At 71.6% G+C, this 16823-nt stretch carries 16 protein-coding genes; 10 read left to right on the top strand and 6 right to left on the bottom strand.

The annotated features are described in order from the left end of the window. Window positions 1-211: 211 nt before the first annotated feature. From CGL27_RS30035 to CGL27_RS30025, 3 genes are all read left to right on the top strand, one after another. On the top strand, window positions 212-1069 hold the full coding sequence (locus CGL27_RS30035) for an NAD-dependent epimerase/dehydratase family protein (RefSeq protein WP_119991237.1): 858 nt from the start codon (window positions 212-214) through the stop codon (window positions 1067-1069). A gap of 45 nt (window positions 1070-1114) precedes the next feature. Next, on the top strand, window positions 1115-2053 hold the full coding sequence (locus CGL27_RS30030) for a LysR substrate-binding domain-containing protein (protein ID WP_119991235.1): 939 nt from the start codon (window positions 1115-1117) through the stop codon (window positions 2051-2053). Window positions 2054-2270: 217 nt separating this feature from the next. Beyond that, window positions 2271-5558 (top strand): tetratricopeptide repeat protein, encoded by a 3288-nt coding sequence (locus CGL27_RS30025; RefSeq protein WP_078643225.1) that lies wholly within the window; start codon window positions 2271-2273, stop codon window positions 5556-5558. Between the two features lie 110 nt (window positions 5559-5668). Here CGL27_RS30025 and CGL27_RS30020 read toward each other — a convergent pair whose 3' ends face one another. Both CGL27_RS30020 and mca read right to left on the bottom strand, forming a co-directional pair. Beyond that, window positions 5669-5917 (bottom strand): hypothetical protein, encoded by a 249-nt coding sequence (locus CGL27_RS30020; RefSeq protein WP_119994614.1) that lies wholly within the window; start codon window positions 5915-5917, stop codon window positions 5669-5671. A 7-nt stretch (window positions 5918-5924) separates the two neighbouring features. After that, window positions 5925-6797, bottom strand: a complete 873-nt coding sequence (mca, locus tag CGL27_RS30015) for a mycothiol conjugate amidase Mca (protein WP_119991234.1) — start codon at window positions 6795-6797, stop codon at window positions 5925-5927. 97 nt (window positions 6798-6894) lie between these two features. Between mca and CGL27_RS30010 the strand changes: the two genes are divergently transcribed. Together CGL27_RS30010 and greA are read left to right on the top strand one after the other, a co-directional pair. Then, the gene (locus tag CGL27_RS30010; protein ID WP_119991232.1) at window positions 6895-7299 is read left to right on the top strand and encodes a DUF4307 domain-containing protein; all 405 of its coding nucleotides are present in this window, start codon (window positions 6895-6897) and stop codon (window positions 7297-7299) included. Window positions 7300-7486: 187 nt separating this feature from the next. Next, a complete protein-coding gene (gene greA / locus CGL27_RS30005; protein ID WP_078643222.1) occupies window positions 7487-7984 on the top strand; it encodes a transcription elongation factor GreA in 498 nt (165 codons plus the stop codon). Between the two features lie 135 nt (window positions 7985-8119). On the opposite strand, the gene CGL27_RS30000 is transcribed toward greA, so the two are convergent. The 3 genes from CGL27_RS30000 to ilvA all read right to left on the bottom strand — a co-directional run bounded on the left by CGL27_RS30000 (window position 8120) and on the right by ilvA (window position 11670). Further along, window positions 8120-8983 (bottom strand): ABC transporter permease, encoded by an 864-nt coding sequence (locus CGL27_RS30000; protein ID WP_014054532.1) that lies wholly within the window; start codon window positions 8981-8983, stop codon window positions 8120-8122. Then, window positions 8983-9969, bottom strand: a complete 987-nt coding sequence (locus CGL27_RS29995; RefSeq protein ID WP_078643221.1) for an ATP-binding cassette domain-containing protein — start codon at window positions 9967-9969, stop codon at window positions 8983-8985. Before CGL27_RS29995 ends, CGL27_RS30000 begins: the two co-directional genes overlap by 1 nt. A gap of 237 nt (window positions 9970-10206) precedes the next feature. After that, window positions 10207-11670, bottom strand: coding sequence for a threonine ammonia-lyase (gene ilvA / locus CGL27_RS29990; RefSeq protein ID WP_240450688.1), 1464 nt, complete (start codon window positions 11668-11670; stop codon window positions 10207-10209). A gap of 228 nt (window positions 11671-11898) precedes the next feature. On the opposite strand from ilvA, the gene CGL27_RS29985 reads away from it, so the two are divergent. The 3 genes from CGL27_RS29985 to CGL27_RS29975 all read left to right on the top strand — a co-directional run bounded on the left by CGL27_RS29985 (window position 11899) and on the right by CGL27_RS29975 (window position 13382). Then, the gene (locus CGL27_RS29985; protein ID WP_203348515.1) at window positions 11899-12399 is read left to right on the top strand and encodes a MarR family transcriptional regulator; all 501 of its coding nucleotides are present in this window, start codon (window positions 11899-11901) and stop codon (window positions 12397-12399) included. 105 nt (window positions 12400-12504) lie between these two features. Next, window positions 12505-13131 (top strand): sigma factor-like helix-turn-helix DNA-binding protein, encoded by a 627-nt coding sequence (locus CGL27_RS29980; protein ID WP_240450687.1) that lies wholly within the window; start codon window positions 12505-12507, stop codon window positions 13129-13131. Then, the gene (locus tag CGL27_RS29975) at window positions 13128-13382 is read left to right on the top strand and encodes a hypothetical protein (protein ID WP_119991230.1); all 255 of its coding nucleotides are present in this window, start codon (window positions 13128-13130) and stop codon (window positions 13380-13382) included. The genes CGL27_RS29980 and CGL27_RS29975 overlap by 4 nt, the downstream gene beginning before the upstream one ends. 125 nt (window positions 13383-13507) lie before the next feature. Here CGL27_RS29975 and CGL27_RS29970 read toward each other — a convergent pair whose 3' ends face one another. Then, window positions 13508-14671, bottom strand: a complete 1164-nt coding sequence (locus tag CGL27_RS29970; RefSeq protein ID WP_078643219.1) for a cystathionine gamma-synthase — start codon at window positions 14669-14671, stop codon at window positions 13508-13510. A gap of 137 nt (window positions 14672-14808) precedes the next feature. On the opposite strand from CGL27_RS29970, the gene CGL27_RS29965 reads away from it, so the two are divergent. Continuing rightward, a complete protein-coding gene (locus CGL27_RS29965) occupies window positions 14809-15906 on the top strand; it encodes a hypothetical protein (protein WP_119991228.1) in 1098 nt (365 codons plus the stop codon). A 101-nt stretch (window positions 15907-16007) separates the two neighbouring features. After that, window positions 16008-16715: a peptide-methionine (S)-S-oxide reductase MsrA gene (gene msrA, locus CGL27_RS29960; protein ID WP_119991226.1), complete on the top strand. Its 708-nt coding sequence runs from the start codon at window positions 16008-16010 to the stop codon at window positions 16713-16715. The last annotated feature ends 108 nt before the right edge of the window (window positions 16716-16823 follow it).

Below are 16823 nucleotides of genomic sequence, written 5' to 3'. Positions count from 1 at the left end.
GGCGATCGTAACCCTGTGCTTTGCGATGCGCACCGAGAGTGGTCGGCGAGCGTGGGTGGAGGCGGGTGGGGTGCTTCCGGCGGCCCGCCGAGGGCACTCGTCCGGGCTGATGCCGCCGCGGCATCACAGCGCGCGGAACAGGTCTTGGACGCGGGTCCCTTCCCGGCCGCAGGGTGGAAGCGATCCCGAAACAAGCGGAAGGACGCACGTCATGAAGGTCTTCGTCACCGGCGGCTCCGGTTACATCGGCAAGGCGGTCATCGAGGCGCTGAACCGGCACGGTCACACCGTGCGCGCGCTGGCCCGCAGTGAGCACGCGGCCCAAGCGGTCCAGTCGCTCGGGGCGACCGCGGTGCGCGGGGGTCTGGGGGACCTCGCCGTTCTCAACGACGCCGCGGCCCACGCCGAGGCCGTCATCCACCTCGCCCAGGCCCAGACGGGCGAGGAAGACCTCGCCGTGGCCACCGCCCTGCAGGACGGCATCGGCCTGGGCACCTACGTCCACACCGGCGGCACCTGGGTCTACGGCGACACCGACGGCGTCGCAGATGAGGACGCTCCCTGGAACCCGCCGGCCGTGGTCGTCTGGCGCCGCCCCGTCGAGGACGCCGTCCTCGCCCGCGCCGTCCGCGGCGGCCGTCCCGTGATCATCCGCGCCGGGCTGGTGTACGGCGGCGACAACCGGCTCATCGACGTCCTCTTCACCCAGCCCGGCCGGAAAGCCGGCGCCATCGCCTACATCGGCGACGGCCTTCAGCACTGGGCCCTGGTCCACGTCGAGGACCTCGCGGAACTCTACGTGGCGGCCCTGCGTGCCAAGGCCGGTTCGGTCTACGTGGGTGTCGGCGGAGTCAATCCGACGGCCCGGGATGTCACACAAGCCGTCAGCCACGGAGTCGGGCTGGAGGGCAGGACCGTGTCCATCACCCTGGAGCAGGCCCGTGCGGAGATGGGGCCCGTAGCCGATGCCTTCGCCCTGGACCAGCGGTTCACCCCGGCCCGCGCCCGCGACGAACTCGGTTGGGCCCCCGCCTTCACCGACCCGCCGGCCGTCTTCGCGCGAGGTTGACCGGCGCGTCCCCACGGACCTCGGGTAGGAAGGACGACGGGGACGATGAGAGAGGGCACCGGCGTGGACGTCGACCTGCGCAAGCTGCGCTACTTCGTGGCGGTCGCCGAGGAACTGCACTTCGGCCGCGCCGCCGAGCGGCTGCACATCGCCCAGCCGGCTCTGTCCCGCCAGATGCGCGCGCTGGAGGACGACCTCGGCGTCCAGCTCTTGCGCCGCGACCGGCGGGGCACCGAGCTGACCGCGGCCGGAGCCCGGCTCCTGGCGGAAGCCCCCCGGCTGCTGGCGGCCAGCACGGCCATGGTCCGCGCGGTCACCGCCGCGGCCGTCGACACCCCGAGGTTCACCATCGGTTTCATGCCGGGCATCACGGTGACCCCGGCGGTGCGCGCCCTGACCTCCCGCCACCCAGGACTGGACGTCCGGCTGCTGCGGACCGGCTGGGAGGACCAGGTCGAGGTGCTGCACGACGGCCGGGCCGACGTCAGCATTGTCCGCCTCCCCGTCGACCAGCACGGTCTGCGGGTGCGGCCCCTGTTCACCGAACCCCGCGTCGTCGTGCTCCCCGCGGACCACCCCCTGGCCACGAAGCCCTCGCTCCCGGTCGGCGACCTGGCCGGCGAGCATCTGCTCCAGGATCCCGACGCCGTACCTGAGTGGCGGGATGTGGCGGACGAGCTGCGCACCGGAGAGCGCGCCGAAGTCCCGCCGATCAACAGCGTGGAGGAGAAACTCGAACTGGTCGCGGCCGGGGCCGGCATCTGCGTCATCCCGCTCTCCACCGCCAACTTCTACACCCGCCACGACGTCGTCATCCTCCCCGTCGAGGGCATCGGAGCGGGCCATGTCTGTCTCGCCTGGAGCGCCGCCCGCAGCTCACCGCTCATCACCGACTTCGCCGCCCTCGCCGATCTGCTGACCCCACCGGGCATTCCGTCCGGAGCCTCGGAGTCCGAGAACGACGGAGCCGACGGCGACCGCTGAGACCCTCAGCCCCGCCCGGGGCCCGCTATGCCGGGCCTGTTCGCGGCATGCTGAAGCGGATGGGGGGACGTCTCGTGCGCCAGACGGTTCGGCATGGGTCCATCCTCCCTCCACCCGGCGAGGCAGGCGAAGTTGTCCACAGGGGAGTTATCCACAGGACTGCCGGATAAGAGCCAGAAACGGAAGACTGAGGGCACTGCTGCAGGAGGGGGATCACATGCCGGGGTCACTGGCGGTGCTGCGGGACAGCCACCGGACGGAAGTTGAGCGGCTGCTGTCGCGGGCCGTGGAGGAGGAGGTGCGCCGCTCGGGCGGGCGCACCGATGGCGGGGTGCTGCTCAGCCGGGCGCGGGGCGCGCTGGACGAGATGGCCGCGACCGCCGCGGAGGAGTACGGGGCGTATGTGCTCGCGTTGGACGAGTCCGACGCGGGCAGCAGACCGCTCTCGGAGCGGCTGTCGCGCGGTCAGCTCGGCACCCCGGCGCTGGCCGCGACGGTCGCCGCGGCGGCGGCCTTCGGCGCGGATCTCACCTATGGCACCTCGGCGGGCACGGCGCTGGGCGCGGGGGTGACGGCCGCCGTGGCCGGATCGGCCGCCGCGGTCGTCAAGCTCACCGCGCGCCATTGGCCCGCCGCCCACCGTCAGGCCGCGCTGCGCAACCAGCCCGGCGGGCCCGAGCAGTTGCGGCTGCAGTGGCTCACGGCGGTCGAGGTGCGGGGCATCCGGCCGTTCATCGACCAGCACCGGATGACCTCGGCCGCCACCCGCCAGGGCGGCGGTTCGGCCAAGCGCTCCACCTCCTCCGCCACCGGTCAGGTGCCGAGGCTGCGCGGTGCGGACCGCAGCCAGGCGGCCCGCAGGCGCACCGTGCTGGAGCAGTCCTTCGCCCATCTCCCCGAGGCGGAGGGCCCGTTCGCCGGGCGCCGGGCGCAGCTCACCCAGATCACGCAGTGGGTGCAGCAGGGTCGTGCGTCCACCGAGACCCAGCCCACGGTGGTGCTGCTGGAGGGCCCGCCGGGCTCCGGCCGGACCATGCTGGCCGTGCGGGCGGCCCACCATCTGCGCGATCAGTTCCGCGGTGCGTGCCTGGTCGACTTGCGCGGCGACAGCCCCGAGCAGGCCCCACTGCCCACCCGTGACGCGCTGCTGCATCTGCTGAACCGGCTCGGCGCACCCCGCGACCAGCTGCTCTTCCGCGAGCGGTCCTCGCAGGACCAGCACATCAGACGGCTCACCGAGCTGTATCACCAGTATCTGACCGGGCTGCCAGTCACCATCGTGCTGGATGACGCCCACGACGCCGAGCAGGTGCGCACGCTGATCCCGGAGCGGTCCGACAGCCTGGTCCTGATCACCTCGCGCACTCCGCTCGATCTGCCGGCCGACCTCGCCGCCCGGGTGCACCGGATGGAGGTGGGCCCGCTGGACGAGCCGGGCGCCGAGGAGCTGCTGCGGACCTCAGCCGAGGAGCCCACCGGGGCGGGCCCCTATGACGGGCAGTCCGTGGAGCGGATCGCCGAGCTGTGCGGGCGGCTGCCGCTGGCGCTGCGGATCGCGGGCTCCTCGCTCGGCCCCCGCACCCCCGCCGCCCTGGTCACCGAGCTGGAGGCGTACGGCCCGGTGGGCGCGATCGAGCGCGCCCTGTGGCTGCGCTACACCGACCAGCAGGACGGCGCCCGGAAGCTGCTGCGCCGACTGGCGCTGGCCGGGCGGGCCAGCCTGGGCGGCGCGGCGGCCGCGGCGCTGCTGGGCACCGATGAGCAGGAGGCCGGCCGCCATCTGGAGGCGCTCGGCCGGGCCGGGCTGATCCAGCATGTGCGCGGCAGCCGCTACCGCCTCCATGACCTGGTGCGCTCCTTCGCCCATGCCCGGCTGCTCGACGAGGAGCAGCCGGAGCAGCGCACCGCCGCGCAGGAGCGGCTGATCCGCAGCTATGCCGAGCTCGCGGATTCGGTGATCCGGCTGGTCGACGGCAAGACATCCACCCGTGCCGACATGTTCGGCAAGGGCGCGGCGGGCGGCCATGGCTTCACCTCGCTGGACGCGGCGCTGCGCTGGCTGGACGACGAATCGAGCTTCATCACCGCCGCGCTGCGCCATGCGGAGGGCGTGGACCAGTCAGTGGTGCTGCATCTGCTGGGCGCGCTGTGCGACTACTGCCTGCTGCGCGGCGATCTCTACCGGCTGGGCGAGATCAGCGAGCTCACCCAGGCCGTGGACCAGGGCCTGCTGATGCGGTCCGTGCAGTGGCGCACCGGTATCGCGGCCCGCCAGCTCGGCGAGCTGGACCAGGCGCGCACCACGCTGTCCTCGGTGGTGGACCTGTATTTCGAGGCGCAGCACCAGGCGGGCGCGGCCCGTGCCCTGTGCAGTCTCGGCATCACCCTGCATCACCAGGGCAATCTCGGGGAGGCGGCGGCCAAGCTGCGCGAGGCGCTGGAGCTCCAGCAGGCCGAGGAGCTGCGTGGTGACCGGGGCTGGACGATGCACGCCCTGGCGGCGGTGGAGCGCGACCGCGGCGGGCTGGCCGAGGCGCTGGAGCTGCTGGACGCGGCCCTGGAGCTGCATCAGGAGAGCGAGAGCCTGCACGGCCAGGCGTGGGCGCACTTCCAGCTCGGCCAGACATGTCTGCGGATGGGCGATGTGCCGCGCGCCGAGGCCGAGCTGCGGGGCGCGCTGGACGCCTACAGCCGTACCCATGACCAGCGCGGTGAGGCATGGGCGCTCACCCAGCTCGCCCGGGCCCGGCTGGTGGCCGGGGAGGCGTCGGCGGCCGTCGACCAGTTGCGCCAGGCCCTCTCCCGCCACCGGGAGAACGAGGACGCGCGCGGTGAGGCATGGACGCTGTACTACCTGGGCCAGGCGCTGGAGGAGCGCGGCGACCATGATTCGGCGCTGCGCGAGCTGGAGCGGGCCCGCCTGATGTTCAACCGGATGCGGGATGTGTACGGGCTGGCGTGTTCCCGTCATCACTCGGCACGGGTCACCCGTGATCTGCGGGCGGCGCAGACGGGCTCGCTGCGCAACAGCGGCTTCGCCCGGCAGCTGCTCCAGGACGCGCGGCATGACTTCCGGCGGGTGGGCGTGGCCCATGGCGAGGCATGGTCCTGCGTCGAGCTGGCGGTGATCGACGCGGGAAACGGCAAGGCGACGCAGGCACTGGAGCTGGTGGACGAGGCGGCCGGGCTGTTCGCGGGGTACGGGGACCGGCGCGGCCGCTCCTGGGCCCGGTTCCTGCGCTGCACCCTGCTGCCGTTCGCCTCCGCGGGCGGTTCCGTCATCGGCACGGCGGTTGCCCAGGAAGAGCTGGCGGAGCTGGCGCGGGAGATGCGCGAGGAGGGCACGGCGGGGGATTCCCGGCTGGAGGGGTGCGCGGAGGCGTTCGCGCTGGTGCTGGAGCGCGGCGTCGAGCCGGAAACGGGGTGGCAGGCATGGCAGCTCGGCATGGTGCCGAGCCGCCACTCGCGCGAGGTCATGGCCGTGCTGCCGGAGCCTCGCGGCTAGCCACGAAGAGCGCAGAGAGCGCGGAGAGGGGGCCGGGATACGCGAGATCCCGTCGGCCGGGCCGTGAGGCCCCGCTCGCGCGGGGCACGCGGTCGGGCCCGGCCAGGGTTTCAGGCCGTGCGCTCCTCGCCCTTGGTGCCTTCGGCGGAGGCCGTCGCCGGAGCCTTGCCGGGCTCCGGCCCCTCCTCGAAGTTCACCCGCTTCATGTGCTTGTTCATGGACTTCATCAGCAGCCACACCGCCGCGCCGATCACGGCGAAGACGATGAAGCCGAGGACGCCCGGGGTCACCTTGTTCTCGTCCAGGTCCTTGGCGAGCGGGACGAGATGCGTCATGGCGAGGGTGCTGGTGGCGCTCATCATGGGCTCAATTGTTGCGGATGCCCGCGAAGAGGTCGTCCTCGGGGAGGGAGGTGTCCACAAGTGACTTGGCGAGCTCGTACTCCTCGGTGGGCCAGACGTCCCGCTGGACGTCCATGGGCACCCGGAACCAGCCGCCATCGGGATCGATCTGCGTACGGTGCGCGATCAGCGCCTTGTCGCGGATCTCGAAGAAGTCGGCGCAGGGCACATAGGTGGTCAGGGTGCGCTCGGGCCGGTCGAAGCTCTTCCAGCGCTCCAGCCACTCCGCGTACGGCGAGTCCAGACCGCGGGCCAGCAGCGCCTCATGCAGGGCGACGGTGCGCGCCCGGTTGAAGCCCTGGTTGTAGTAGAGCTTCTGCGGCTGCCAGGGCTCCCCCGCCTCCGGGTACTTCTCGGGGTCACCGGCCGCCTCGAAAGCCACCATCGTGATCTTGTGGGTCATGATGTGGTCGGGGTGGGGATAGCCGCCGTTCTCGTCATAGGTGGTGATCACCTGCGGCTTGAACGAGCGGATCAGCCTCACCAGGGGCTCCGCCGCCGCCTCGACGTCCTGCAGCGCGAAGCAGCCCTCGGGCAGTGGCGGCAGCGGATCGCCCTCGGGCAGTCCGGAGTCCACAAAGCCCAGCCACTCCTGCTTGACGCCGAGGATCTCGCGCGCCTCGTCCATCTCCTTGGCGCGGACCTCGTGGATGTTCTCCTCGATGTAGGGATCACCCTGGAGCTTGGGATTGAGGATGGAGCCGCGCTCTCCACCTGTGCAGGTCGCGACCAGCACGTCCACCCCCTCAGACACGTACTTGGCCATGGTGGCCGCGCCCTTGCTCGACTCGTCATCGGGGTGCGCATGCACGGCCATCAAACGAAGCTGCTCAGTCAAGTTCGATCCTCAGTGATTCGTCGTGGAAGACGGCTTCTATAGTGACCTAAACCAGGGACAAATAATTCCGATGTCTCTCCCAGCAGGAGGAACGCCCATGGCCGCCGTGCGCGAGGGTCTGCCCGACGGGCGTTACGGCCGGTCCGCGGACGCGCGTGCCGACCGCACGCTGAAGATCGTCGGTGCGGTGCTCGGTGCCGGGCTGCTGGCCGTGATCACGTGGTTCGGATACGACTACATCACCGGTCAGGACGTCAGCGGCCGGTTGACCGGTTTCAAGGTGGTCGCCGACGACGCCGTCGACGTCCGGCTGGAGATCACCAAGGACAAGGACGCTACCGGTGTCTGCACCGTGCGTACCCTGGATGAGTACCACGACGAGGTGGGCCGGAAGGACTTCACCTTCAGCCAGCGCGAGGGCGACCTGGTCAAGGTGGTGACCGTGCGCACCACGGCCCGGGCGACCAGCGCCGAGCTGATCGGCTGCGAGTCCGGACGATAATCGGACCGGACGTGTCGGCGGCTGCCCCGATCTGACCAGCACTGACGGCTTTCCTGCGCATTGCGCCCAGTTCCCTCCTCCCTGTTTCTTGCCGGAATTGTTAGGCTCGTGGTTTCGCCCCGCTTTGAAGGCGCACCCTTCTGAGTAGGGCGTTCATTTGTATTCCCAGCACCGACGAGGAGCACCTGTGACCCAGACCAGCGAGAACGTCACCTGGCTGACCCAGGAGGCGTACGACCAGCTCAAGGCCGAGCTGGAGTACCTGTCGGGTCCCGCACGTGTCGAGATCGCGAAGAAGATCGAGGCTGCCCGGGAGGAAGGTGACCTCCGGGAGAACGGGGGCTACCACGCCGCCAAGGAGGAGCAGGGCAAGCAGGAGCTCCGAGTGCGTCAGCTGACGCAGCTCCTGCAGCATGCGAAGGTCGGCGAGGCACCCGCGGACACCGGCGTGGTCGCCCCCGGCATGGTGGTCACCATCGCGTTCGACGGCGACCCGGACGACACCCTGACCTTCCTGCTCGCCTCTCGTGAGTACGCGAGCGCGAACATCGAGACCTACTCGCCGCAGTCCCCGCTGGGCTCGGGTGTGAACGGCAAGAAGGTCGGCCAGGACGCGGAATACGAGCTGCCCAATGGCCGCACCGCCTCAGTGCGGATCCTGGAGGCCAAGCCGTACCAGGGCTGAGCGCCCGGTGTGGAGCCCCGGCCGGGCGGCCGGGGCTCCTCCACGATCACCACACCCCTCAGCGGGGCCGCTCTCGATCTCCACGATCCCCGGCCGGGCCACTCAGGCGGTCCGGCCGGGGATCGTCCGGGCCGCTCAGGCGGTCGCCGAGCGGTATTTGCGCACCGCCAGCGTCCGGAAGAGCACGATGATCAGCAGCGACCAGAGGACCGACGCCAGCGCCGGATGCTGCATCGGCCAGGCGTCCGAGACCACGCCCTCCGGATTGCCGAAGAGCTGCCGGGACGCCTGCACCGTCGCGCTGAAGGGGTTCCAGTCGGCGATATGGCCCAGGACGGCGGGCATCTTGCTGGACGGCACGAAGGCGTTCGAGATGAACGTCAGCGGGAACAGCCAGATCAGCCCGCCCGAGGTGGCCGCCTCCGGCGTCCGTACCGACAGGCCGATCAGCGCGCCGATCCACGAGAAGGCGTAGCCGAGCAGAAGCAGCAGCCCGAACGCGCCCAGCGCCTTCAGGGCGCCGTCATGAATCCGCCAGCCCACGATGACCGCGACGATCGCCAGCACCACCAGCGTCAGCGCCGTCTGGACGAGATCCGCGAGCGTACGGCCGGTGAGTACCGCGCCACGCGCCATCGGCAGTGAGCGGAAGCGGTCGATCAGCCCCTTGTTCATATCGTCGGCGATCCCCGCCCCCGCGCCCGCCGTGGCGAACGTCACGGTCTGCGCGAAGATCCCGGCCATCAGGAACTCGCGATACACCGTGGCGTCCGCGCTGGCCTGCCCCGGAACCATGATCGCGCCACCGAACACATAGCTGAACAGCACCACGAACATGATCGGCTGCACCAGGCCGAACACCACCATCTCCGGGATGCGCATCATCCGCAGGAGATTGCGCTTGGCGACCACCAGCGAGTCCCGGACGGAGCGCAGCGGTCCGCCGCGCGGCCGGGGGGCCGCCGCGACGGTGGCACCGGTCTCCTCGACGACGGCCATCATTCGACTCCCTTGCTCTCGGCCTCGCCGCCGCCCTGGAGTCCGTCCTCGGTCCCATGGCCGGTGAGGGAGATGAACACGTCGTCCAGGGTCGGGCGGCGCAGCCCGATGTCGTCGATCTCCACACCGCGGGTGTCCAGTTCGCGGATGACCTCGGCGAGCAGCTTGGCGCCGCCCACGACCGGGACCGTGACCTGACGGGTGTGCTCCTGCACGGTCGTCTCGCCCTTGCCGAGGACCCGCAGGACCTCCTGGGCGACCGCGATGTGCTCGCGCTCATGCACCACGACCTCCACCCGCTCCCCGCCCGTATGGGCCTTGAGCTGGTCGGAGGTGCCGCGGGCGATGACCCGGCCGCGGTCGATCACGCAGATGTCATGCGCCAGATGGTCCGCCTCCTCCAGATACTGCGTGGTCAGCAGCAGCGTCGTGCCACCGGCCACCAGCTCCTGGATGACCTCCCACAGCGCCTGCCGGTTGCGCGGGTCCAGACCGGTGGTCGGCTCGTCCATGAACATCACGGGCGGGCTGACCACCAGGGCCGCGGCGAGGTCCAGCCTCCGGCGCATCCCGCCGGAGTACGTCTTGGCGGTGCGGTCGGCCGCCTCGGCGAGGCTGAACCGCTCCAGCAGCTCACTCGCGCGGGCTTTGGCCGCCCGCGCTCCCATCTGGTAGAGCTGGCCGACCATCTGGAGGTTCTCACGGCCGGTCAAATACTCGTCCACGGCGGCGAACTGGCCGGACAGCCCGATGGAGCGGCGGACCTCGTCGGGGTTCTTCAGCACGTCCACCCCCGCGACCACCGCCGTTCCGCTGTCCGGGCGCAGCAGCGTGGTGAGCACGCGCACCGCGGTGGTCTTGCCCGCGCCATTGGGGCCGAGCAGTCCGAGCACGGTTCCTTCCGGTACGTCGAGGTCGACGCCGTCCAGAGCCCTTACGTCGCCGAAGGTCTTCACCAGACCCTCGGCGTGAATAGCGCCTGGCATGTTGGCACTCCCGGGGTTGGGGCCGTTCCACACTTAATCAAGGCATAAGTCCGCCCATATGGGCAGCGCTCGACAGCAACTGGACGGCAATGGTACCGGGAACGCGATACATCGCGACATACGCGAGGCAAGGAAAATAAGACCGAGGGCGACGGTCGACAGGTCTGCCCGGGGGCGATGGCGGCCCCCGGGCAGTCAGGCATCAGTCCCGCCGCGGGGGCGGGCCGTCTCCCGTCGTCAGGCCATCACCGTGTACCCGGCCCCGCGCAGCGCCTCCCGGACCTCCTCGCAGTGGCCCGTCCCCTTCGTCTCCAGGTGCAGCTCCACCTCGGCCTCGCTCAGCCCGAGCCGCGGATTGGTGCGTACATGGCTGACATCGAGCACATTGGCGTCCAGCGTCGACAGCACCCCCAGCAGCGTGGCCAGCGCCCCCGGCCGGTCGGTGAGCCGCAGCCGCAGCGACAGATAGCGCCCCGCCGCGGCCATGCCGTGCCGCAGGATGCGCTGCATCAGCAGCGGATCGACATTGCCGCCCGAGAGCACCGCGACCACCGGCCCCTCGAAGGACTCCGGCGCCGACAGCAGCGCGGCCACCGGGCTCGCGCCCGCCGGCTCCACCACCAGCTTCGCCCGCTCCAGGCAGAGCAGCAGCGCGCTGGACAGCTCGTCCTCGGTGACCGTACGGACCTCGTCGACGAGATCGTCGATGATCCGGAACGGCACATCGCCCGGCCGCCCCACCTTGATGCCGTCCGCCATCGTCACGGGCGCCTCGATCGAGACCGGCCGCCCGGCCGCCAGCGACGGCGGATACGCCGCGGCGCCCTCCGCCTGCACCCCCACCACCCGCACATCCGGCCGCAGGGCCTTCACCGCCACCGCGATCCCGGCCGCCAGCCCGCCCCCGCCGATGCCCACCACCACGGTGCGCACCTCGGGGCACTGCTCCAGGATCTCCAGCCCCACCGTGCCCTGCCCCGCGATGATGTCGGGGTGGTCGAAGGGGTGGATGAAGACCGCGCCCGTGCGCTCGGCGTACTCCTGCGCCGCCCGCATCGTCTCGTCCACGATCTGGCCGCGCAGCCGCACCTCGGCGCCGTAGTCCCGGGTGGCCGCGATCTTGGGCAGCGGGGCGCCCTCGGGCATGAAGACCGTCGAGCGCACCCCCAGCAGCGAGGCCGCGAGGGCGACGCCCTGCGCATGGTTCCCGGCGCTCGCCGCGACCACCCCGGCCGCGCGCTCCTCGGGGCTGAGCCCGGAGATCCGCACATAGCCGCCGCGCAGCTTGAACGACCCGGTGCGCTGCAGGTTCTCGCATTTGAGGTGGACCGGCGAGCCGACCAGACCGGACAGATAGCGGCTGCCCTCCAGCGCGGTGAGCCGGGAGATCCCCGACAGCGTCTTCTGCGCCCCGCGGATGTCGTCGAGCGTGATCGTCTTGATCGTCTCGGGTCCCTCGGAGGCGGAAGCGGAGGCAGAGCCCCCGGGGGCGGAACCCTCGGAGCCGGACCCCGCGGAGCCAGAAGCGGACCCCTGGGAGCCAGAAGCGGAGGCGGACCGCCCGGAGCCGGAAGCAGGGCTGGAAGCGAGGCCAGACCCCGCGGAACCCGTGGAGGCGGAAGCAGAAGCGGAGGAGGTGGGGGGCGAGGCCGGGCCGGACCCGGAGCCGGGCCCGTCCTCGTCGCCGTGTCGTGCAGCCATGGTCCCCAGTCTGGCAGCTCACCCCCGGCAGGCCCCCGTGGCCCGGGCCGGTGCCGGTCGGGTACCGGGCCAAGGCCCACCGGCGGGCTACGGCGACGGAGAACGGCTCAGAACGGCAGGTTGTGGCTCGGAGGTCGTCAGGTTTCTGCAGCCCCCGTACGGGCAGGGCCCCGGCCGCGTACTCTGTGCCACATCCCACAGACCACCGCATGAAGTGAGCCCTAGGCCATGCCCACCCAATCGGACATGACGACTCAACTCGACACCGGCGTACTGGACACGCTCCAGCATCAGGTCGCCGTCTTCGCCCGCCGTGCGGAACAGACCCGGCTCGGCGGCGTCGGCCAGGCCCGCAACTCCATGGACCGAGCCGCGTATCTGCTGCTCAACCGGCTCGACCAGGAAGGCCCGATGGGAGTCAAGGCGCTCGCGGGGAGCATGGGCATCGACTCGTCCACCGTGACCCGCCAGGTCGCCCCGCTGGTCGACTCCGGCATGGTCAAGCGCACCTCGCACCCCGAGGACGGCCGCGCGGTCGTGCTCCAGCTCTCCCCGCGCGGCAAGGCCCGCCTGGAGGAAGTGCGCTCCTCACGGCGCGACCTGATGGCCCGCGTGACCGACGACTGGACAGCGGAGGAGCGCGATCTCTTCTGCGATCTGCTGACCCGGTTCAACGTCGCCCTCTCCGCCGCACACAGCACGGTGCCCCAGGCGACGCCCGCCACCTGACCCCGGCGCGACCTCGCAGACCTCGCGACTTCGCAGAACTCGCAGACCTCTTGACCGGGTGCCCGCGCCTGCCGTGTCCTAAGGGAACGGGAGGCGGAGGACGTGGTGCGAGAGCGGCGGGCAGCACGAGATGGCCGCCGGGCCCGGGAGTTCGAGGTATTCGTCGCGGGCGCGGGTGGCCGCCTGCTGCATGCGGCCGCGCTGCTCACGGGGGAGCCGACGGGGGACACCGAAGCCGCCGAGCGCCTGCTGACCGCCGCGCTCGCGCGCACGTACGCCCGCTGGGACCGGCTGCGCGGCGAAGATCCGTACGACCACACCCGCCGGACGCTGGCCGCCCTCTTCGCCCACCGAGGCCACCGCTACCGCCACCCGCGCGGCGGCCTCCTGGCCCGGCTCACCCCGCAGGAGCGGCTGGTGCTGGTGCTGCGGCTGTACGAGGGGGTCGCGGAGGAGCAGACGGCGGCGGCGCTCGGCCTCCCGGTCGAGCGAGTCCGGGCGATCTGCACCCGTGCGGTCACGGCGATGCGCAGCGCGGCGCCGCGGCGCGGTACGTACGGAACACCCCCGTCCGCCGGAACACCCGCGTCCCCCGGAACGCCCGCGCCCGCCGGACAGCCTCCGTCCACCGGAACGCCCCCGTCCACCGGTCGCCGGACGGCCACCGGCGCGGCCGGAGCCGGGACGGGAGCCGGAGCCGGGGCTGGAACCGGGACCGGGGTGGCGCCATGAGCTTTCCGGACCGCAAGGAGACCGAGGTCCGCCGGATGCTGGAGGGCCCGCATCCGGCGCTACCGCCGGATCTGGCGGGCCGGGCGACCGAACGGGGGCGGCGGATGCTCCGCCGCCACCAGGTCGTACGCACCATCGGCTGGCTGCTGCTGCTCGCCGCGGTCGTGGCCTTCGCCATCTGGGCGGCCATCGTCGAACCGTGGACCGCACCGCAGCCCACCGACACCACCCCACCCCTCGAAGGATGGTGACCGCCGGAGGAGGACAGTGACCGCCGAACGACGGTGACCGCCCTCAAAGATCCGCAGCCAGACGGCCAGACGTCAGGCGCCAGACGGCCAGGCATCAGGCATCAGGCGTCCAGACAACTCAGCCGTCAGCCCAGAGCCTGGCTCAGGTCCATGAGCAGATCGTCGACCGACTCGATGCCCACCGACAGCCGTACGAGATCGGCCGGTACCTCGAGCGCCGAGCCCGCCGCCGAGGCGTGTGTCATCCGCCCCGGGTGCTCGATCAGCGACTCGACGCCGCCGAGCGACTCCCCGAGCGTGAACAGCCGCGCCCGGTCGCACACCTCGACCGCCGCCTCCTCGCCGCCCGCGACCTGGAACGACACCATGCCGCCGAAGGCCCGCATCTGCTTGGCCGCGATCTCGTGCCCCGCGTGCTCCGGCAGCCCCGGGTAGTAGACCCGGGTCACCTTGGGGTGCGCGACGAGCATCTCCGCGATCCGCGTGGCGTTGGCGCTGTGCCGGTCCATGCGGACGGCGAGGGTCTTGATGCCGCGCATCACCAGCCAGGCGTCGAAGGGCCCGGCGATGGCGCCCATCGCGTTCTGGTGGAAGGCGAGTTCGTCCCCGAGGCCGGTGTCGGAGACGACCAGCGCACCGCCGACGACATCCGAGTGCCCGCCCATGTACTTGGTGGTGGAGTGCACCACGACATCCGCGCCGAGCGCGAGCGGCTGCTGGAGGTAGGGGCTGGCGAAGGTGTTGTCCACCACCAGCCGAGCCCCCGCGGTGCGGGCGATGTCGGCGACGGCGGCGATGTCGGTGATGCCGAGCAGCGGGTTGCTCGGGGTCTCGACCCAGATCACCTTCGTACGGGGGCGGAGCGCGGCCTGTACGGCCGCCGGGTCGGAGGTGTCGGCGACCGACCACTCCACCCCCCAGCGCTCCACGACCTTGGCGAACAGGCGGAACGTACCGCCGTAGGCGTCGTCCGGGATGACGACATGGTCGCCCGGCACCAGAAGCGTGCGCAGCAGGCAGTCCTCGGCGGCGAGACCGGACGCGAAGGCGAGGCCGCGGCGGCCACCCTCCAGGGCCGCCAGGTTCTCCTCCAGCGCGCTGCGGGTGGGGTTGGCGGAACGGCTGTACTCATAGCCGCCCCGCAGACCGCCCACCCCGTCCTGCTTGTAGGTGGAGACCTGGTAGATCGGGGGGACGACGGCGCCGGTGAGCGAGTCGGCCTCCTGACCCGCGTGGATGGCGAGCGTCTCGAAACTCTGAGGATGCCCCTGGGGGTGCTGGTGGCTCATGGGCCCGAGCGTAACGCCCGACGCGCCCGTGCTGGATTCAACGACCGCCGAGGCGCATAGGCTGGACCACAAGCCGTTCTGGGCCACCAGCCGTTCTGGACCACCAGCTGTTACGGAACTTCACACGGGGACACCTCATGGAGCTTCTGATCTTCCTCATCGCCATCGTCATGATCGGCGGGCTGATCGTCATGCCGGCCCTGCGGCGGCGGCGCGGGGGCCGCGAGGCCGTGCGGGGGATGATGCGCGCCTCGGATCCGCAGGAGTACGGCTTCGTACCGCGCGAGCGGCTGGACGTACGGCTGCCCGGCCCGGACCGGCAGCTGATCGACGCCCTGGAGGAGGTCCAGGCCCGGCAGGACTGGCAGCCGGCCGCCCGCCTGCTCGCACTCACCGAGGCCACCTCGGAGCTGCGCTGGCAGCGGGTGCAGACGCTGGCCGGAGCGGCGGCCTTCGAGCTCGCCCAGGCCCCCGGCCAGGGCGGGATGTGGCTGCGCACCTGGCGGGTGGCGGCCCCCGAGGACCCGGGCGCGGCGGCGGTGCAGGCGGAGTTCCTGGTCCGCCAGGCGCTGCTCGACCCGTCCTCGGTCGACTTCCGGATGATCCTGGAGGAGGCCCGGGACGTCTGCCACGAGGCGGCCCGGCTGGCCCCAAACGACCCGGTGCCGCACATCATCGAGCTCGGCGTCGCCCGCGGTATGGCCTACCGGCAGGCCGACTTCGAGGAGCTGTGGTCCAAGGTCACCAAGCTCGCCCCGCACCACATGGGCGCCCACCTGGCCGCCCTCCACTACTGGTGCGAGAAATGGCACGGCTCCCAGGACCGCGCCGACGCCTTCACCCACGCGGCCGCCGCCTCGGCCCCCGAGAAGAGCCTCCTCCCCGCGCTGCCCCTCTTCGGCGTCTTCGAGCACCTGCCGGAGGCGAACCTCGTCCGCACGCTGTACCGCAGCGAGGTGATCGTGAAGGCGATCGAGGGCGCGCTCTTCGCCGTCCGTCACGCGCCCGCCGACCACCCGGTGCTGCCGCACGTCCGCCACCTGCTGGTCTTCTTCCTGGTCCGGGCGGAGCGGTACGCGGAGGCCCTGGAGCAGCTACGCCACGTGGACGGCCATGTGGGCGCGGTCCCGTGGTCGTACGGGGCGGATCCGGCGGCCGAGTACACGGTCTACCGGGCGCTCGCGGTCGCGGGCTGGGAGGGCGGGGGCGGCTCTCCGGCGACGCTGCCGCGGTGAGGGGGGCGGAATTCCCCCCGTCCCGTATCCGTTGTAGAGGGAGCGCCGCGCACCCGTATCCGAGCGCCGGAGCCGCCGTACCCGTCACGCGAGGAGCCTTCATGCTGTTCAGCCGCCACAAGAACCACCTCCCCACCCCCGAGGAGGCGCTGAAGGGCCGCCCCGAACCGGGTTTCGCCGTCCCCGACCGCCACACCGTCCTCGGCAACCCGCTGGCCGGCCCGTACCCGGAGGGCCTGGTCGTCGCCGATTTCGGCCTGGGCTGCTTCTGGGGGGCGGAGCGGAAGTTCTGGCAGGCCCCGGGCGTCTGGACCACCCTCGTCGGCTACCAGGGCGGCCACACCGAGAACCCCACCTACGAGGAGGTCTGCAGCGGCCTCACCGGCCACACCGAGGCCGTCCGCGTCGTCTTCGACCCGACGATCACCTCCTACGCAGCCCTCCTGAAGCTCTTCTGGGAGTCCCACGACCCCACCCAGGGCTTCCGCCAGGGCAACGACGTCGGCACCCAGTACCGCTCGGCGATCTACGCCCACTCCCCCGAGCAGCAGTCCGAGGCCGAGTCCTCCCGCGCCGCCTACCAGTCCGTCCTGACGGGCTCCGGCTACGGCGAGATCACCACCGAGATCCTCCCGGCGGGCCCGTTCTACGCCGCCGAGGCATATCACCAGCAGTACTTGGACAAGAACCCGGCCGGCTACTGCGGCATCGGCGGCACGGGCGTCAAGCTGGGTGACCCGTTCGAGACGAACTGGGGATCCTCTTGCCCGACAGGCGTGGCACCCGCCCCGGAAGTCACAGACAAGTAGAACGCCTCAGCTTGGCGACGCGTCGCCCACAGCGAGGGCGACCCGCCGACGTGGGACGCATGCCCTGTAGCGGGTCCGGGTCGCTTCGGCAGCAGCCCCGACCCGTCA

Origin of the sequence: Streptomyces sp. 11-1-2 (assembly GCF_003595545.1) — a bacterium.
In the GTDB taxonomy this organism is placed as follows: domain Bacteria; phylum Actinomycetota; class Actinomycetes; order Streptomycetales; family Streptomycetaceae; genus Streptomyces; species Streptomyces hygroscopicus_B.
Note: the sequence above shows the minus strand (reverse complement) of the source record. Positions and strands in the feature narration are given on the sequence as shown.